Below are 16,761 nucleotides of genomic sequence, written 5' to 3' on the forward strand. Positions count from 1 at the left end.
CATGGGCACGAACGGCCAACTCGATGCGGCCCTCGGCCACGAGCGCCAGGTCCTTGGGATTCTTGAGCGCCGAGAAAATCTCCTGCGCGTCTTTGAGATCCCTTGCCGCCGCATCGAAGTCGCCGGTATCGGCGTGCAGCTCGCTGCGGTAGGCGTGCAGGTAGCCGCGGTACTGCTTGAGCTCGGGTTTTTCTTCGAGCAGTTTCTCGGCGCCCTCGAAATACTCGGACGCTTCATCGAGCAGTCCCATCCGCACGGTCAGGTTGCCCAGGTTGCACAGCAGCGAAACCTCGTAGGGCACGCGCCCCAAGTCGCGCATGATCGCCAGCGCCTGGTCGAAGTAGTGCTCGGCATTGATGTAGTGGCCGCGGTCCTGATAGAGCGCGCCCAGATTCAGGTAAATCAGCCCGACGCTCTGCCAGTCTTCCTGTTTCTTCGAGAGTTCGTAGGCCTCCAGGTAGGCATCGGTGGCGGGCTCGACTTCGTGGCGAAGCTGGTGGGCGGCGGCCAGAGATTGCAGCGTCGAAATGATGCCGCGCGCGGATTTGCTCTTGCGGTAGTGGGCGAGCGCCTTGTGGAAGGAAGCGATCGCCTCCTTGAGCTCGCCCAGGTAGAACTCGGCCTGCCCCAGCGAGTAGTGGAGCAGGGTCTCTTCTTCGGGATCGTGGCCTCCGCTCTCGAGCAGGTCGCGCAGCAACTTTGCCGCATCGCCGTAGCGGCCCGAGCGCAGCATGAGGTTTGCCAGCGCCACCGAGATGCGAAAGCGGAAGTGCTCGCCTTCGTCCGCGGCGCGCGCGGCCAGTAGCGCTTCCTGCGCCTGCCCGTAGCGGCCCAGGTGCAGGCGGCAATAACCGATGCGGTAGAAAAGCTCGGCGCGAAGATCACCGGCGGCTGGAACCTCCAGCGACTCGAGCAGCGAGAGCGCCCCGGCGTAATCGCCGCGGTCGATCCGCTCCTCGACCTCCTCGGGCAGGCCCTCGATTTCGGGCTCCTCGGCCAACGCACTCTCTCCTCAGGCAGGTGAGGGATAGTGTATCACAGGTGTCCGGGATTTCGGACAGGGGAGGATTTGGCACAGAGGGCGCAGAGATCACGGAGGCCGGATTTGAACCACAGATGGCCACGGATGCACACAGATCGGATTTAACTCCTGAGTCTTCAAAATCCGTGTTCATCTGCGGCCATCTGTGGTTCCAGATTTCTTCTCTCCGTGATCTCTGTGCTCTCTGTGGCAAAAATATCTGTCCCTTGGACCCCGCTGTTTCCCGAATTATGATTCCTGAGTCAGTTTCAGCCGGACTCCCGCGGGCGGGGGCCGGGGAGTTGGAGGATTGTCATGAAACTCGATCTCGAAAAGATGCTCGACCGGGTCGAGAAGGGTCACTGGGACGTCAACGACTTCGACTGGTCGGGCAAGACGAAGCTCCAGCTCTCACGCGAGGACGAGATCCGCGTCTGCCAGCACTTTCTCAATCTCTCCTACATCGAACGCATGGCCGCCGCGCTCTTCCTCTCGCTTTCCGAGCGCATGGAAGATCCGACCGTGAAGGCGATCTACAAGAACTTTCACAAGGACGAAGTGCGCCACGCCCAGGCCATGGCGCGTCTGCAGGATTACTTCGACGTTCACGCCTACAAGACCTACCTGCCCAGCAAGGCGATGATGGCGTTCTTTCCCTACTTCGTGAGCTCGCTCGATACGATGAACCCGGCCTTTGCCAACAGCGCCGTGACCATCGGCGAGCTCTTCCTCGACATCGCGCTGCTGCGCGCTTTGAATGACTACGTCGAGGACCCGCTCAGCCGCGCCGTCATCGAGAAGGTCAACCAGGACGAGTCGCGCCACGTCACCATGGACTTCTACATGTCCGAGTACTGCTCGGACCACATCATGAAGCCAAAGAAGAAGAGCCGCCTGCCGGCGCTCTTCAACCGCGACGTGTGGGGCACGACCATCTGGGGGCAGGGCTTTGGATTCGACGTGTTTCTGGAGCCCATGTCCTACCTCGACAAGGGCAGCGTGCGGCAGAAGGAAGCACTCATGCGCCTGCGCCGGCTCTATGGCAAGCCCGAGCTCTCGAGAAATCCCGCGGTCAAGCAGTTCAACGATTTCATCGCTTCCCTGGAGAGCCCCCGCGGCCGCAGGATCGCCGAGACCGTTCGCCGCGCCATCAAGGCGGGCACCGGGGTCGACCTCGGCTTCATGAGCATCGTTGCCAGCGAAAACATGAGCAAGGGCTCCGGGGACACCGCCGCCCATCCCAAGAGCGCGGTGGAAATGGCCGCGGAAATCTTCGAGAACTGACGAAACAATATGTCGGCCCGTTCGATCCTTCGACGAGCTCAGGACGAACGGGAAGGGTGCTCGACAATGAGTATGCTGTCTGGGTACCGTTCGTCCTGAGCCTGTCGAAGGACGAAGTCGGAGGGCAATGGCCCACACAAAGAGCGGCCCCGGACGGGGCCGCTTTTGATTGAGCCTCTTACTTCGCCTTCTTTGTCTTCTTTTTCGCCTTCGGTGCGGCACGCGCTTCTTCGAGGGCGCGCTCGACGAGCGCCTGCACGGCCCATTGTTTGACCTCGTAGGCCTCGTCCTTGCTCAGGCGCAGGACGTCGTTGCAGACGACCATGGCCTCGATACCGATGAAGACCGCGAGCGCCGAGCGCAGGCGCTCGTAGGCCTTGCGGCTGAGCTCGCCCTTGACCGGGGCCAGGGCTTCCTCAAGCAGCGGGGTGCGCCGGTTCTGGCGCACCGGCGTCTCGCGGTCCTCGGCGCCCTGGCGAAGGGAGTAGGCGAGCGAGGCGCGGAACTGCGTCTCATTGCCGTAGGTAAATTCGTGCAGCAGGCCCTCGACCTTCTGCGCGCGCGCGGCGGCGTCGGTCGAGGTGTCCCCGGCAAAGAACTCCTTTGGATCGGGCATTCCCTCATCGAGTGGCGCCTCGCAGAGCAGGGCTTCGAGCGTGGGGAAGTAGCGATAGGCCGTCGCGCGCGAGACCATGGCCTCGTCGGCGATCTCTCCCATGTTGGGGGCGCGCCCCTCCTTGAGCAGGCGCGTCGCCGCCAGCAGGAGGTCCTTGCGCGTGCGGTGGCGCTGGTTGGTGCGTGCCACAAGCTACTCCTGGGGAAGCTGCGCCATCAGCGAGGGGAAATCGAGCCAGACCTGCTCGGACTTGAGCTTCGTGTCCTCGCCGAACTCCACGACGTGAAGCAGGCGGAACTTGAGCGGGCGGTTCCTGCCCTCGATGCCGAAGGGGCGCCCGGGGGCCTTGCCGCTCCACTCGGATTCGTCGACCAGGAAGTTCTCCCCGTAGAAGCGCCGAATCGTTTTCACCTTGCCGTCCGAAAGGTCGCCGAAGAGCGTCGCGTAGAACTGGCGCATGTCCTCGTGGCTGGTGGTCGGGCCGGTCGGCCAGCCGATGATGTCGTGGCGCGCGCCCTCGGCGAGCGTGCCGAGCACGCCCTCGATGTCGTCGCGTTCCTCAAAGCCGAAGTGCTCGTCCATCCGCTGATCCATCTGTTCCTTGCTCATTGCCATGACCTGGTTTCCTCACTTGGAAGTGTCTGTCGAACGAGGCCGATGTTATGTAAGACACTAGTCTCATGTCAAGACTACAGTCCAGAATCTGGACTGTGCCACAAAAAAGCGGCCCCGCCTCTGGTTCGAGGCGGGGCCGGTTTGGCTCTTCGTTCGGAGCCGCGCCTAGCCGGCCATGTGGTAGGGGTTGAACGGGGCGTTCTGCACGCCCTCGGCGCTGAGCGCGCGGGCGAACTGGCGGCGGCCGATCTCGCTGGCGATGCGGCTGCCGCCGGGAACGGCCTTGCGCACGGTGTCGGCGGCGAAGACGAAGGGGAAGATCGCCGGCGCAAAGAGCGGCCAGCCGGTCGAGCCCTTCATGCCCATGAGCTCGTAGAGCTTCTTGCCGGACGAGAGATAGAAGAATCCGGTCGAGACGTTGATGTCCACGAGGTCGAGGAACTTGCCCCACAGGCCTTCGTCTTCGTGCATCTTCGCGGTGAAGGTCGCGCGGGTCAGTACGGCCGCGCGCTCGTCGAAGCGGAAGCGGATGAGCGCGGCAAGGCGCCCGAACATGCGGAAAACGTCGTGGAAGCTGGTCGGGTTGAGATCGTCCACCACGCCGATGACAAAACCGTGGTAGCGCCAGAAGTGGATCACCGCTTCCATCTCCGAGCGCGAGATGCGCGCGCCCATGCCGCGCAGCAGGTAGGAGTGCACGGCCATCATCCCGACGTTGGCCCCGCACATGTCGATTTGCGGGATGGGAACGCCGAGCTCTTCAACATTCCACTCGGGGTTTGCGATCAGGTGATGGCGCAGCAGGGAGTGGAGCACGCGCACGCGCACGGTGGTCTTGAACCCTTCGCCGAAGCGGTCCATGGCGCCGGGTTGCTGGACTTCCATGCGCCACTTGGAAGTTTCTTTCAGGCGCCGCGCGACGGTCTTGTCGCTGAGCGAACCCGTCATGTAGAGCGGCATGCCCGCGTTGGCGTTGATGTAGGTCTGGGAGAATGCCAGCCGCATGGTGAGCCAGCTCAGGAATGCGTAGCGCCGCATCACGGCAGCGCCTTTTTCGATCATCCTGCGATCGACCCACATGGGCGTGGAATCGAGTTCCTTGAAGAGCGCCTTGAGTTCTTCGGGCGCGTTCTCGACCGCCTCGATGCCCTCGTTGAGCGCGGTGTCGAGCATCTTGCGCGCGACCGCGTAGCCGAGTTTGGGATAGAGCGCCGCAAAGGCGTCCGAGAGTGGATCGCCCACCAGGGTGAGCTGGCGCGCGCGCTCGACGTGGCCTGGCTCGGGGGCGTAGCGCTTTGCGAGCAGGGCGAAGGGCCCGGTCTTGAGCGCCGATTTCTCCCCGCCATAGGGATCGAAGTGACGACTCGGCACGAGATCGGGATCGACGTCGGCCAGGCTCATGCGCTTTGCGCGGTTTTTTTTCTGTGCGGGTCGCTTCTTGATCGAGACGAGGTTGTCCGTAGTCGCTTGCTCCATGGTGATGCTCCTGTAAGTCGACTCAGCCTGAATTGTGTGCCTGTTCCTGCAGCGGCAGCCGGCAGGAAGCAGGGCGGGGGCCGATTGGTCTGGGTTCCCGGAAACAGCGTTCTCGGGCCCGGCGGCGCCCTTACCCGGCAGGCGTCCATAGAGTATACAAGTAAATACTTGGATTCTACTTGGATCACGGAGAGACCCATGGGACGGCGTAAAACCAGCAAAAAAGCGGTCAGAAAGCCCAAACAGGGCAGGTCGCGCGCGACGGTGGAGGCCATTCTCGAAGCAACTGCTCAGATTCTGGTGGAGCGCGGTTACGCCAAGACCACCACCAATCACATCGCGGGGCGCGCCGGCGTGAGCGTGGCGAGCTTCTACGACTACTTCGAGAACAAGGACTCTGCCGTCACCGCCGTGGCGGCCCGCATGGCCGAGAAAACCCGCAGCCACGCCATGGAGAGCGCCCGCTCGCTCATGCACCTGCCGCCCCTGCAGATGCTGCGCGGGTGGCTGGGCGCGATGAGTGACTTCGCCCTGGAGAACGCCGCCCTGCTGCGCACCTTCGTGCTGGAGGCATCCTTCGTCTGGCGCGCCCCCCAGGTGCGCGGCGCCGCCATGGACCTGGTGCGCGAAGCGCAGCCCTACGTTTTTCGCCAGCAGAGCGTCCCCCACGAGTGGCTCACCGAAGAGCGCCTCATGCTCATCACCGTCACCGCAGGCTCGGCCATTCTGCAGATCACCGCCGATCCGGGCATGGCGGAAAAGCGCGAAGAACTGCTCGAGGAACTCACGCGCATGATTACGGGCTACATCGCGATGACGGCGATGGCGCTGCAGAAGCGATCGTGAATCCCATCCCTGCTCCCCTTGCGGGGGAGCTGTCGCCGAAGGCGACTGAGGGGGACGTGCAGTTGGCGATCAGCATCTGAATGTACGAGCTCCGGTACCGGCACCCCCTCAGCCCGGCTTTGCCGGACAGCTCCCCCGCGAGGGGAGCAGGGAGCGATAAATACTTCGCACACAAAAAAGCCCGCTGAGAGAACTCAGCGGGCTTTTCTTTTTCTTGGTGCCCAGGACTGGAGTCGAACCAGCACTCCCGTTAAAGGAACTAGATCCTTAGTCTAGCGTGTCTACCAATTTCACCACCTGGGCAGAATCTTGTTTGTTATTGCGCGGGGGTCTCCGCCTCCGCGGGGGCTTCGTCGGCCGGCGGCTCTTGAGCGGCGGCTTCGGGGGCGCTTTCGCCTTCGGCAGCGGCCTCGGCCGGAGCCGCTTCGCCTTCGGCCGCGGCATTGGTCGCAGCTTCAGCCGGAGCGGCCTCTTCAGCGGCGGCCTGATCTTCGGTCGTCGCCGGCTGCGTGGCGGCCGGGGGCGTGTCGGGCAGGTCGCCCACCACCGAGCTCGAACCCGCCTCGGCGCCGCCGAGGATGGTCAGGCTGATGGAGGTGAACATGAACACTGCCGCGGCAATGGTCGTCAGCCGGGTCATGAACTTGTTGGCGCCCGCCGCACCGAGCACCGAGCCCGAGCTGCCACCAAAGGAGGTGCCCATGTCGGACTGGCCGGTCTGCAGAAGCACCACCAGAATCAAAAAGGCGGCGACGATGACGTGCAAAACTGTGATCAGTGTTTCCATACGTATTAAAACCCGCGCAACGCCAAACCCGCGACGCGAGGCGCAATTAACTAGCCAATTCTACAAGGGTTGTAAAGGACTCGACCTGAAGACTCGCGCCGCCCACCAGGGCCCCGTCGACCCCTACGGTGGCGTAGATGTCCGCAGCGTTCTCAGGCTTGACCGAGCCGCCGTAGAGGATTCTCAGGTCCTGCCCCACGCCGAAGCCCGCTTCCAGGTATTCGCGGATCTGGGCGTGAGCTTCGGCAATCTGGGCGCTCTGGGCATTTACGCCGGTTCCGATGGCCCAGACGGGCTCGTAGGCGATGATGATTCTCTCGAAATCGGCTGGTTCGAGGCCCAGCAGGCTGCCGCGGAGCTGCTCCTCGACGATCATCTTGGTGATGCCCTTCTCGCGCTGGGGAAGGGTCTCCCCCACGCAGAGGATCACCTCGAGCCCCGAGGCAATGGCGTGCTTGAGGCGCTTGTTGATGATGTCGTCGGTCTCGCGAAAGAGCGCGCGGCGCTCGGAATGCCCCACGATGGTGAAGCTGCCGCCGACGTCCTTGAGCATGGTGGGGGAGATCTCGCCGGTGAAGGCGCCCTCGTCTTCCCAGCAGATGTTCTGGGCGCCAAGGCGCACGGGAGAGCCCTCCACGCACTGGCCGACGGCATGCAGGTAGCAGGCGGGCGGCGCCAGCCCGACGGTGACGCCGCCTGGAATCCCGTCCACGCCGAGTTTCTCGCGAATCCCCTGGCCCAGCGTCACGGCCGACTTGAGGGCCGTGGGATTCATCTTCCAGTTTCCGACAATCAGCTTGGCCATGGATCTCCCCGCGCTCCCCCGCCAGGTGGTCGCTAGATGTGGCGTCCTACGTACGCCGCCAGTTCGATGAGGCGGTAGGAGTATCCCACTTCATTGTCATACCACGCAACCACCTTGGCAAGGTGATCGTCGGCCACCTGGGTGCACAGCGAATCGAAGATGCACGAGTGGGGATCGCCCAGCAGGTCGCGTGAGACCAGCGGTTCGTCGGTCCAGCGCAGGATCTTGTCGAGGTCGCTGTTCGAGCGGCGTTTGACCGCCTCATTGATCGACTCGACGCTGACGGGATCGCGGGTCTGCACGGTGAGATCGAGCAGCGAGACATTGGGGGTGGGCACGCGCACGGCGTAGCCGCTGAGACGGCCCTTGAGGTGCGGGAGCACCAGGCCCACAGCCTTGGCCGCGCCCGTCGAGGTCGGGATCATGGAGAGCCCGCCCGCACGCGCGCGGCGCCAGTCCTTCTTGTGGGGCGAGTCGTGCATGTTCTGGTCGTTGGTATAGGAATGCACCGTCACCATCAGGCCGCGCTCCATGCCGAATTCCTCGTGGAGAACATGGGCCAGCGGTGCCAGACAATTGGTCGTGCACGAGGCATTCGAGACGACGAGGTCGCTTGCTGGGTCGAAGGTCTTCTCGTTGACGCCGAGCACGATGGTCGGCACGCCTTCGCCCTTGGGCGGGGCCGAGAGCAACACGCGCTTGGCCCCGGCGTCCAGGTGCTTCTGGGCCAGCTCCTTCTTGAGCATCAGGCCCGTGCATTCGAGCACGATGTCCACGTCCAGTTCCTTCCAGGGAAGCTGGGCGGGATCGGCGATCGAAGTGTAGCGAGCGGCGTGCGTGCCGATGTGGAGGGTATCTCCCTCCAGTCGCACTTCATGGGGAAAACGCCCGTGGACCGAGTCATAGCGCAACAGGTGGGCCATCTGCTCGGCATCTGCGAGGTCGTTGATGCCCACGATCTCCACGTCGGGGAGGTCCGGATCGTCGAGCCAGCAGCGGGTGACAACGCGCCCAATGCGACCAAAGCCATTGATGGCGACGCGAATCTTGCTCATCGGAAAGCTCCTTAGCGCGGCCCGTCCGGCATTGCCGCGGCGCGGCGACGCGGGTCGCTGGCGCTACTTTGCCACCAAGGCGCGCGGAGTCAACACGCAGTCGCGTAGAAGTAACAGGAACCTGCGGGGTTTGGCTTGGCAAACTTGTGTTTGGGGTGAAAGCACCCCGGAATTCCCGGGAGCCTGAGCAGTCGTGATCGTAGACGTGGACGTGCTCGTGCTCGATTCCGGCAGCGGGGCTGCCGTGGAGCATTGGCGCCAGGCGCACCGCTTTCGAGTGCGTGCACGAGCACGATCACGTTTACGACGGCCACGGCAATGTCAGAAGCTGGGGATGAATGCGATCCGCGAGCGGGCTGACGGTAGGTTGTCAATCCAGCGCCGGCAGCCCGTCGATGCTCGTGTGGTTGTTCTTCCGCTGGTAGTCGGCGATGCCGCCTTCGCCCTTTTTGGCGGCCCACTTGGTGAGCTGTTCGCGCTCGCCCTTGAATTCGTAGAAGGGCACCGCGTAGCCGCAGGAGGTCTGCACGCGGGTGAGCTCAACTTCGACGATGCTGCGCGCGCCCTGCAGGCCTGCGAACTCGCCTGCGAGTTTCTCGTAACCGGGCGTCCCCACCGGGTGGGCCGTGCCCGTTCCAAAGAGTCGCAGGATGTTGGGCGGTCCCTCGAAGGCGCACATCATGATGGTGATGCGCCCGTTCTCTTTTAGATGGGCAATGGTCTCGGCGCCGCTGCCGGTCAGGTCGAGGTAGGCGACCCGCGTCTCCGAGAGCACCCGGAAGCTGTCGAGGCCTTTGGGCGAGAGGTTCACGTGCCCCTCGCCCGAGAGCGGCGCGGTGGCGACGAAGAACATCTTCTGGGCGTCGATGAAGGTGCGGATCTTTTTGTCGATTTTGCTGAAGACTTCCATGGCTAATTCCCCGCGCGCTGGTGAGCGCCATTGTTGCCGGTGGGGGCTTGGCTTGCCAAACCCTGCTGCGTTGTGATTTCTGATTTCGTCCACGTCCACGTCCACGTCCACGTCCACGTCCACGGCCACGGCCACGGACGCTTCGCGTCTTATTCGTTTGTCGTGGACGTGGACGGATTCTGTGCCTTGCCTCGCCGCGTCCCATGCGCCACTTTCCCCGCATGAGCGTGCTCGCCGAAAACCTTGCCGCCATCGACTCGCGCATTGCCGCCGCGTGCGCGAGGTGCGGGCGGGATCTTTCGGGGGTCCGGCTCGTGGCGGTCAGCAAGACCCACCCGGCGGCGATGATCGCCGAGGCCTGGGAGAGCGGCCAGCGCGTCTTTGGCGAGAGCTACGGGCAGGAACTGCGCGACAAGGCCCGCGAGCTGGCCGGGCTCTCCGGGATTGAATGGCACTTCATCGGGCACCTCCAGAAGAACAAGGTAAAATACGTCGTCGGAAACGCCGCGCTCATTCACTCGGTCGACTCCGCGGAGATCCTGGACGCCGTGGCAGGCCGCGCCGCCCGCGAAGGGCTTACCCAGGACATTCTGCTGGAGTTCAACCTCTCGGGGGAGGCGGCGAAGACCGGGGCCCCGCCGGAGGAATTCGAACACCTCGTCACCCGCGCCCGGCAGAGCGAGGGCGTGCGGCTCAAAGGCCTGATGACCATGGCCCACGCCCCCGGAGATGCGGCGGATGAGGGGGCCGTCCGGGCCACCTTCCAGCGCTTGCGCGAACTGGCAAAATCCCCTATTATCAGGGACATAGAGCGGATCGAGCTCTCCATGGGCATGAGCGCCGACTTCGAAATCGCCATCGAAGAGGGCGCGACCTTGGTCCGGGTTGGATCTGCCATATTTGGTTCCCGCTCTTACGCCTGATTCTTTCCTTCTGTGTCCCACCCATCTTTTGCCGGATTGGAGTACGCTGTACTTTCGATTCGAGAGAGCTGAAATGCTGAGTAACGACGACATCATTGGATTCATCGGCGGCGGCAACATGGCCGAGGCCATGATCCGCGGCCTGATTGCCTCGAACGTGGTTTCGAAAGAGCGCATCCGCGTCTCCGAGCCCTTTGCCGCGCGACGCACCCACCTGAGCGATGCCTACGGCATCGAGGTGAGCGAGAAGAACTCCGCCGTGGCCGACGTGGCCACCGTGCTGGTGCTGGCAGTCAAGCCCGACATGGTCGCCGCCTGTCTTGAAGAGGTCGAAGCCATGGGGCCGGCCGACCAGGTGCGGGTCTCCATTGCCGCGGGCGTGCCGCTCTCGGTGATCTGTCCCAAACCAAAGGCGCGGGCCTGCGCGCGCGTGATGCCCAACACCCCGGCGCTTGTGGGCGCCGGGGCCTCGGCCGTGCACTTTTGCGGCTGCGACGAAGCCCAGCGGGAAAAAGTCCTCTCGGTGCTCAAGGCGCTGGGCCCCACGGTGGTCGAAGTGGCCAAGGAAGAATTGCTCGATGCTGTGACGGGGCTCTCAGGCTCGGGACCCGCCTATGTGTTTGAATTTATCGAAGCCCTCTCCGACGGCGGCGTGCGGATGGGGCTTTCGAGGGCGCAGGCCCTCGAACTGGCGGCCGCCACGGTGGAGGGGGCCGCGCGCATGGTGCGGCAGACCGGCACCCACCCGGCCCAGCTCAAGGACCAGGTGACCTCGCCGGGCGGCACGACGATCGCCGGCTGCGCGGTGCTCGAAGCCCACGGCTTCCGCTCGGCAGCCATCGAGGCCGTTACCGCCGCGGCACAAAGAAGCAAGGAACTTGGAAAACCCAAGGGGTAAGTTTTCAGCGCCGGACAGGTGACCGGCAGGAGGGTTAGCCGTCATGCGAATGACGCCAATGGAAATTCAGCAGAAGGAATTCGCCAAGAGTATCTCGGGATACTCCGTGCGCGAGGTCCGCAACTTCCTCGAGATGATTGCGACGATCTACGCCGAGACCATGGGCGACTTCAACGAGCTCAAGGAAGAACTCAGCCGCAAGGACACCGAGCTCTCCCAGCACAGAGAGCGCGAACAAAACCTGCGCGAGACCATCATGATGGCGCAGAAGGTCGCCGAAGACCTGCGCAAGGGCGCCCAGCGCGAGGCAGAGCTGACCACCGCCGAGGCGAACCTTCGCGCCGACGAGATCGTCAAGAACGCCCACAACCGCATGGCCGAGCTTCAGCGGCAGATCCAGGATCTCAAGCGCCAGAGAGTGCAGGCCCAGCAGGAACTCAAAGCCGTGCTGGAGACCCACTACAAGCTTCTCTCCGTCGACGTCGACGCCGCCAAGAAGAGCGACGAAGCCGAAGCCAACCTGGCCTACATACCGGCGGGCGGGCAGAAGAAGTAGGGGAATTGCTTCGGACGCTGCTATCGGATGAGCTAGAAACCGTTCTTCGTATGCATACTGCACTATTCCGATGGCACGTACTACGTCGGACATACCGACAATCTTGAGAATAGAATCTCCGAACACCAGCAGCGGGAGGTACGGGGTTACACGTATTCACGCCGACCGGTTCAGTTGATCTGGCATCAGGAATGCGTGCAGCGCGCTGAAGCCTTGGAAGCCGAGCGCCAGATCAAGGGTTGGAACCGCGCCAAGAAAGAAGCGCTGGTTCGTGGTGACTTTGTAATGATTGCTCGGCTCGCGAGTCGCAGCGGTGCCGGCCTGGCCCTTCGAGACGCCTTGCTGCGCAAGGCTCCTCAGGGCGAACGGGGCGGGGCTGCGGGAGATAGAGAGGAGACCTGGTGTCCCACTACACCCAGAGCATCCGGGCGCTCCTGCCGCAACCACTTGAGCGTCCGTTGCGGCGGGCCTACTGGCGGCTCCGCACCTTGAGCATGTGGGGAAGGCAGCGTTCCTGCACGTGTTGCGGGTTGGGATTTCGCGCGTTCCTTCCCGGCGGCGACAGCCTGCGTCCCGACGCGCGCTGCCCGGCGTGCGGCGCGCTCGAACGCCACCGCCTGCTTGCGCGCTATCTCGAAACGCAAACCGATCTGCTCCGCGGCGAATTTCGCGTCCTCCACCTGGCGCCTGAACCGGCGATTTCACTGGTACTCGAGAGAAACCGCTCGCTGGATGTCGTCCGTGCTGATCTGCAATCGGCCTGGGCCGATCATCATGTGGATGTGACGGACCTGCCCTTTGAGAGCAATTCGTTCGATGTGGTGCTGTGCCTGCATCTGCTCGAACACATTGAAGATGAGGCCGCCGCGTTGCGTGAGCTTTTGCGCGTGATGAAGCCCGGTGGCTGGGGTGTGATTCACTCGCCGGTAGAGTGGGCGCGCGAGTACACCTATGAGGATTCGACGATTACATCCGCCGATGAGCGGCTTAAAGCGTTTGGTCAGAGCGATCATGTGCGCATTTATGGCGCCGATTACCCCGAGCGCCTGCGTGCGGCGGGTTTCGAAGTAAGTGTCTGTCCCTACGCGGAGCAGCTCGGCGAAGCAGCCGTCGAAAAATTCGGACTGGAACCTGGTGAGCGCCTGGTTCTCTGCCGGCGGCCCACTGCAGAATCGGCGGGTTGATTCGTGTCCTACTACACCCAGACCCCGGACGGCATCGTCCTCAGCCTCCACATCCAGCCCCGCGCCAGCCGCGAGGGCGTCGTCGGCCTCCATGGCGAGGCGCTGAAGGTTGCGCTCAAGGCCCCGCCGGTGGACGGCGCGGCCAACGAAGCGCTGATCAGATTTCTCTCGAAAAAACTCGGCGTTCCCAAAAGTGCCTGCGAGCTCGTCTCCGGCCAGAGCTCACGCGCCAAGCGCGTGCGGGTTCCCGAGGAGTGCCTGGAGAAGGTGAAAGCGTTGGCGCAGATTTGATAGATAAGACAGTTTTCTCGCGTTCTCCAGATCGGAGATAATCCCACTATGAGAGATCGAAGCTATTTGGCTGGTGTGGTGGCATTGGGGCTGGCCCTCTTTCTGGGCGCTTGTAGCTTGCACAACTGGTTCTCTGCTGAAGGCCCGATGGTTGATATCGAAGCCCTCCCCAAGCCGCCTGAAGACAAGGTGCTGGTGGTCATCTATCGACCTGCAAATTTTGTCGGATCGATACACTCTCTGGACATACGAGATGGCTTGCGGATGGTCACGGAACTTCCCAACGCAGGTGCCTTCTTTCACTTGCGAGAGCCGGGGCGCTTTACGGTTTGGACCGAGCTAAGAAATGAAATCTTCGTCAATGAGCGTTACGAAGCTTCAATCATTGCAGAGGCCGGACAAACGTATTTCATACGTGTAGCTTTTGAAGATGATATCAAGCCGGACGTAGTAGTAGGGGCCAGAACAGAAGTGTGGCTTTCCCTCTCACTTGTCGAGCGAGAAAGAGCGCTTGCAGGACTGGGCAGCTGTCACATCCTATCAGGCAGTTACGGGCTTCCCAATGTCCCGGCCGAAACGCCGCAGCCCGAGATTACTTCAATCCAACCAACTGCTCGCTGACCGTCCAGAGCCGAAGCGCGTCGGCCATGTTCTTGGAGCGCCGGCTGCTCATCGCCTTCTTGCACTTGGCAAAATACTCGCCGCTGACGTTTGCCGCTGCCGGGTCGCTGGCCAGATACACGGAAGTCCGCGCGCCCTGCTCGGGGGTGATCATGGCGCTGCGGACGATGCCGTCGAGAAAGCCGGGCGCCTGACCGGCGGCGAAGTTGGTGTTCACGCCGCCGGGATGAAGGCAGTTGGTGGTGAGCCGGGTGCCCTCGATGCGGCGCGCGAGCTCGCGAGTGAAGAGAATGTTCATCAGCTTGGTGTGGCAGTACTGCAGGAAGCCGATGTAGCGTCCCTTGCTCATGTTGAGGTCGTCGAACTTGATCTTGCCGCCCCAATGAGCGGCGGAGGCGACGTTGACGATGCGCGCGGGGCCCGAGTCCTTGAGCGTTTGCAGCAGCAGGTTGGTGAGCAGGAAGGGGCCCAGATGGTTGGTCCCGAATTGCATCTCGAAACCGTCGGCGGTCTCCGAGCGCTTGCTCAGCATCAGTCCCGCGTTGTTGAGCAGCACGTCGATGCGCGGGTAGTCCTTCTGGACCTGCGCGGCTGCCTGGCGGATGGAGTCGAAGGAGGCCAGATCCGCCTGGATGAAGTCCACCGTGTCGCTGCCCGAGTCGCGGCGAATCTCCTCGCGCGCGGCCTCGGCCTTGCTCTGGTTGCGACAGAGCATCACCACGTGGGCGCCCTTGCGGGCGAGATCCGTGGCCGCAGCCTTTCCGATTCCAGAATTGGCGCCGGTGATGACGACGATTTTGTCTTTCATGTGAATAATCCCCCGTCAGGTCTGGTCAGATGATATTCGGTGCGAAAAGGGTTCAGACCGCTTTCAGAATTCCTCGGTAGCCGCGTCACCTCAGCGTGCACGTGCTCGTGCAGGTGCACGCTTCGGAGCGCAAGGGGCGTCTGTATGTTCTCCTGGGTCTCCCGCGGACTCCAGCCGCCATGAAATTTGCTCAGCTCTTCATCTTCACGCCCGCGACCCAGCCCGTGCCGCCCTCTGCGAAGTGTTCCTTTTTCCAGATGGGCACGCGTTCCTTGAGAGTGTCGATGGCCCAGCGGCAGGCATCGAAGGCCGCCGGGCGGTGGCCCGCGCCCACGGCGATGACGACGCTCGCTTCGCCGATCGCCAGATAACCCACGCGGTGGGCGATCACGATGGCCTCGATTTCGAAGCGCTCGCGCGCCTCTTCCTCGATCTTCTCCATGGCGGCCAGCGCCACGTCGGCGGCCGCTTCGTAGTCGATGCCGGTCACGCCGCGGCCCTCGTTGGTCTCGCGCACCACGCCGGCAAAGCTGATCACCGCGCCGCAGGGCTCGCTCTGCACCTGCGCGCGAAGGGCCTGCTCGTCGAGAATGTCTCTGGTGAGGATCGCCACGCCTAGCCTCCGCTCACCGGCGGCAGGATGCTCACCACGTCGCCGGCCTGCAGGGATGTCTCACGCGCGCTGGGGTTTGCGCCCACGGCAAAGCTCACGCCCGCCTCCAGCGGTGAGAGCGCCGGGTGCCGCGCGGCCAGCACGTGCCAGAGCGCGTCGAGGCTCGCACCCGCATCGAGCACAATGCGCTCTTCATCTTTCCCGGCGGCCTCGCGGGCCTGGGCGTAGTAGCGAACGGTAATTTCCAAAATCTCTTCTCCGCGGGGCAGGGTCGGCGGCCATCGTAGTCTTCCCCCGCGCGCCGGGCCAAGGCCCTTGCCCTTGTCGCACCGGTTGGGAGCCCCTAAGATCACTCCCGCACGGACTTGAACGGGGGCACCCCGCCACGGGGACAGAGGGGGAGAGGCGCGCGCCGCGCGCGCCCACGACATGGCCAATTCGCAGCCACGCTACTGGGACCTGTTTCTGCTGATCTTCCTGCTGCTGGGAGGCATCGGCGCGGGCGGCAAGTATTTCTACGACTACCTCCAGGCCAGCAAGCCCAAACCCGTCGTCGCCAGGCCGGTCCAAAAAGCCCCCGAACCCGTCCCGGAGCCTGAACCTGAGGCCGAGCCGGAACCCGAGCCCGAACCGGTCAAGGAAGCGCCCAAGCCCAAGGCCAAACCCTACGCCTACGAGATCGTCTCGAAGAAACAGGAAGCCCCGGGACTGCCGATCACCTACACGGTGACCGGGCAGGACCAGTCGCGCATGGCGCGCATCGCCGCGACCGAGGCCTTTGCCGCCTGCTTCTGGGACCAGGAAATATCGAATCCCTTGAGCGGCGCCTCGCGCGAGCACAAGAACGCCTGGGGCGGCTGGGTGATGCCGGTGGTCAAGCGCCGCTCGGTCAACAAGGACGAGCGCGGACTTCGCGCCACCTACGTCATCGACATCGAAAAGGCCCGCGCCGCCCTCAAGAACAGCGGCGTCTCCTTCCGCCCGACGGTTCCATCCATCGAAATCGAAACCAACGGCAGCTACGCCCCCGACGACATGGCCATGAACGCCGTGAGCAAGGCGGCCGAGAGCTCGCCCTACTTCATCAGCGGGCTCTACTTCACCACGCCCTCCACCCTGCAGAAGGCCATCGACGAGCTGAGCATCACCCTGGACGGCGAACCCTACGCCGTCGACGTCGTGCGCACCAAGGATTTCGGCGACTCACCGGTGGGCCGCAGCATTCTCTATTACGTCAACGTCATCGGACGCTGAGAGGCTTCGCCTCCTTTATTGACGAAGGCAATCTCTCGCTACGTCCGTCTTAACGAATTCCATTTCCGTTCGTCCTGAGTAGCCGCGAATGCGGCGTATCGAAGGGCAAGCGGGCCTCCAACGTCACAGGCTGTCGATCGCCCTTCGATACGCGGCGCGTCGCGCCGCACTCAGGCCGAACGGGGTAGTTACTGTGGA

Annotated in this window: 21 protein-coding genes and 1 tRNA gene; 10 read left to right on the plus strand and 12 right to left on the minus strand. The window is 63.4% G+C overall.

The features are described from left to right. A partial coding sequence (locus KDH09_16585) for a tetratricopeptide repeat protein (protein ID MCB0221316.1) occupies positions 1-1,000 on the minus strand: 1,000 nt, incomplete at its 3' end. Positions 1,001-1,336: 336 nt separating this feature from the next. On the opposite strand from KDH09_16585, the gene KDH09_16590 reads away from it, so the two are divergent. After that, on the plus strand, positions 1,337-2,305 hold the full coding sequence (locus KDH09_16590; GenBank protein MCB0221317.1) for a ferritin-like domain-containing protein: 969 nt from the start codon (positions 1,337-1,339) through the stop codon (positions 2,303-2,305). A gap of 178 nt (positions 2,306-2,483) precedes the next feature. On the opposite strand, the gene KDH09_16595 is transcribed toward KDH09_16590, so the two are convergent. The 3 genes from KDH09_16595 to KDH09_16605 form a co-directional block, all read right to left on the minus strand. Continuing rightward, positions 2,484-3,110 carry a TetR/AcrR family transcriptional regulator gene (locus tag KDH09_16595; protein ID MCB0221318.1) on the minus strand — a complete coding sequence of 209 codons (627 nt, stop codon included), beginning with the start codon at positions 3,108-3,110 and terminating at the stop codon, positions 2,484-2,486. 3 nt (positions 3,111-3,113) lie between these two features. Then, positions 3,114-3,536: an ester cyclase gene (locus tag KDH09_16600; protein ID MCB0221319.1), complete on the minus strand. Its 423-nt coding sequence runs from the start codon at positions 3,534-3,536 to the stop codon at positions 3,114-3,116. 165 nt (positions 3,537-3,701) lie between these two features. Next, positions 3,702-5,012, minus strand: coding sequence for a DUF2236 domain-containing protein (locus tag KDH09_16605; GenBank protein ID MCB0221320.1), 1,311 nt, complete (start codon positions 5,010-5,012; stop codon positions 3,702-3,704). Positions 5,013-5,210: 198 nt separating this feature from the next. Here KDH09_16605 and KDH09_16610 point away from each other — a divergent pair, with 198 nt between their 5' ends. Continuing rightward, positions 5,211-5,858 (plus strand): TetR/AcrR family transcriptional regulator, encoded by a 648-nt coding sequence (locus KDH09_16610; GenBank protein MCB0221321.1) that lies wholly within the window; start codon positions 5,211-5,213, stop codon positions 5,856-5,858. A 215-nt stretch (positions 5,859-6,073) separates the two neighbouring features. On the opposite strand, the gene KDH09_16615 is transcribed toward KDH09_16610, so the two are convergent. The 5 genes from KDH09_16615 to KDH09_16635 all read right to left on the minus strand — a co-directional run bounded on the left by KDH09_16615 (position 6,074) and on the right by KDH09_16635 (position 9,415). Beyond that, positions 6,074-6,161 (minus strand) — tRNA-Leu (locus KDH09_16615). Between the two features lie 13 nt (positions 6,162-6,174). Further along, positions 6,175-6,645, minus strand: a complete 471-nt coding sequence (gene secG, locus KDH09_16620; GenBank protein MCB0221322.1) for a preprotein translocase subunit SecG — start codon at positions 6,643-6,645, stop codon at positions 6,175-6,177. Between the two features lie 46 nt (positions 6,646-6,691). Next, complete coding sequence (locus tag KDH09_16625; GenBank protein ID MCB0221323.1) at positions 6,692-7,450, minus strand: triose-phosphate isomerase; 759 nt, start codon at positions 7,448-7,450, stop codon at positions 6,692-6,694. Between the two features lie 32 nt (positions 7,451-7,482). Further along, positions 7,483-8,505, minus strand: coding sequence for a type I glyceraldehyde-3-phosphate dehydrogenase (gene gap, locus KDH09_16630; protein MCB0221324.1), 1,023 nt, complete (start codon positions 8,503-8,505; stop codon positions 7,483-7,485). Positions 8,506-8,875: 370 nt separating this feature from the next. Beyond that, complete coding sequence (locus KDH09_16635) at positions 8,876-9,415, minus strand: pyridoxamine 5'-phosphate oxidase family protein (protein MCB0221325.1); 540 nt, start codon at positions 9,413-9,415, stop codon at positions 8,876-8,878. Between the two features lie 221 nt (positions 9,416-9,636). Between KDH09_16635 and KDH09_16640 the strand changes: the two genes are divergently transcribed. The 7 genes from KDH09_16640 to KDH09_16670 all read left to right on the plus strand — a co-directional run bounded on the left by KDH09_16640 (position 9,637) and on the right by KDH09_16670 (position 13,888). Beyond that, a complete protein-coding gene (locus KDH09_16640; protein ID MCB0221326.1) occupies positions 9,637-10,338 on the plus strand; it encodes a YggS family pyridoxal phosphate-dependent enzyme in 702 nt (233 codons plus the stop codon). 73 nt (positions 10,339-10,411) lie between these two features. Further along, on the plus strand, positions 10,412-11,236 hold the full coding sequence (gene proC, locus KDH09_16645) for a pyrroline-5-carboxylate reductase (GenBank protein ID MCB0221327.1): 825 nt from the start codon (positions 10,412-10,414) through the stop codon (positions 11,234-11,236). A 43-nt stretch (positions 11,237-11,279) separates the two neighbouring features. Beyond that, positions 11,280-11,792, plus strand: a complete 513-nt coding sequence (locus KDH09_16650) for a DivIVA domain-containing protein (protein ID MCB0221328.1) — start codon at positions 11,280-11,282, stop codon at positions 11,790-11,792. A gap of 54 nt (positions 11,793-11,846) precedes the next feature. Beyond that, on the plus strand, positions 11,847-12,284 hold the full coding sequence (locus KDH09_16655) for a GIY-YIG nuclease family protein (protein MCB0221329.1): 438 nt from the start codon (positions 11,847-11,849) through the stop codon (positions 12,282-12,284). Beyond that, a complete protein-coding gene (locus KDH09_16660; protein MCB0221330.1) occupies positions 12,194-12,976 on the plus strand; it encodes a methyltransferase domain-containing protein in 783 nt (260 codons plus the stop codon). The genes KDH09_16655 and KDH09_16660 overlap by 91 nt, the downstream gene beginning before the upstream one ends. A 3-nt stretch (positions 12,977-12,979) precedes the next feature. Continuing rightward, positions 12,980-13,267, plus strand: a complete 288-nt coding sequence (locus KDH09_16665; GenBank protein ID MCB0221331.1) for a YggU family protein — start codon at positions 12,980-12,982, stop codon at positions 13,265-13,267. Between the two features lie 48 nt (positions 13,268-13,315). Further along, on the plus strand, positions 13,316-13,888 hold the full coding sequence (locus KDH09_16670) for a hypothetical protein (GenBank protein ID MCB0221332.1): 573 nt from the start codon (positions 13,316-13,318) through the stop codon (positions 13,886-13,888). On the opposite strand, the gene KDH09_16675 is transcribed toward KDH09_16670, so the two are convergent. The 3 genes from KDH09_16675 to KDH09_16685 form a co-directional block, all read right to left on the minus strand. Further along, on the minus strand, positions 13,860-14,696 hold the full coding sequence (locus KDH09_16675) for an SDR family oxidoreductase (GenBank protein ID MCB0221333.1): 837 nt from the start codon (positions 14,694-14,696) through the stop codon (positions 13,860-13,862). The genes KDH09_16670 and KDH09_16675 overlap by 29 nt on opposite strands. Positions 14,697-14,886: 190 nt before the next feature. Continuing rightward, positions 14,887-15,309 (minus strand): molybdenum cofactor biosynthesis protein MoaE, encoded by a 423-nt coding sequence (locus KDH09_16680; protein ID MCB0221334.1) that lies wholly within the window; start codon positions 15,307-15,309, stop codon positions 14,887-14,889. A gap of 2 nt (positions 15,310-15,311) precedes the next feature. Continuing rightward, positions 15,312-15,557, minus strand: a complete 246-nt coding sequence (locus KDH09_16685; GenBank protein MCB0221335.1) for a MoaD/ThiS family protein — start codon at positions 15,555-15,557, stop codon at positions 15,312-15,314. A 181-nt stretch (positions 15,558-15,738) separates the two neighbouring features. Here KDH09_16685 and KDH09_16690 point away from each other — a divergent pair, with 181 nt between their 5' ends. Then, positions 15,739-16,563, plus strand: a complete 825-nt coding sequence (locus tag KDH09_16690) for a hypothetical protein (protein ID MCB0221336.1) — start codon at positions 15,739-15,741, stop codon at positions 16,561-16,563. Positions 16,564-16,761: the final 198 nt, after the last annotated feature.

The sequence above is a fragment of the Chrysiogenia bacterium genome, from assembly GCA_020434085.1.
In the GTDB taxonomy this organism is placed as follows: Bacteria; JAGRBM01; JAGRBM01; order JAGRBM01; family JAGRBM01; genus JAGRBM01.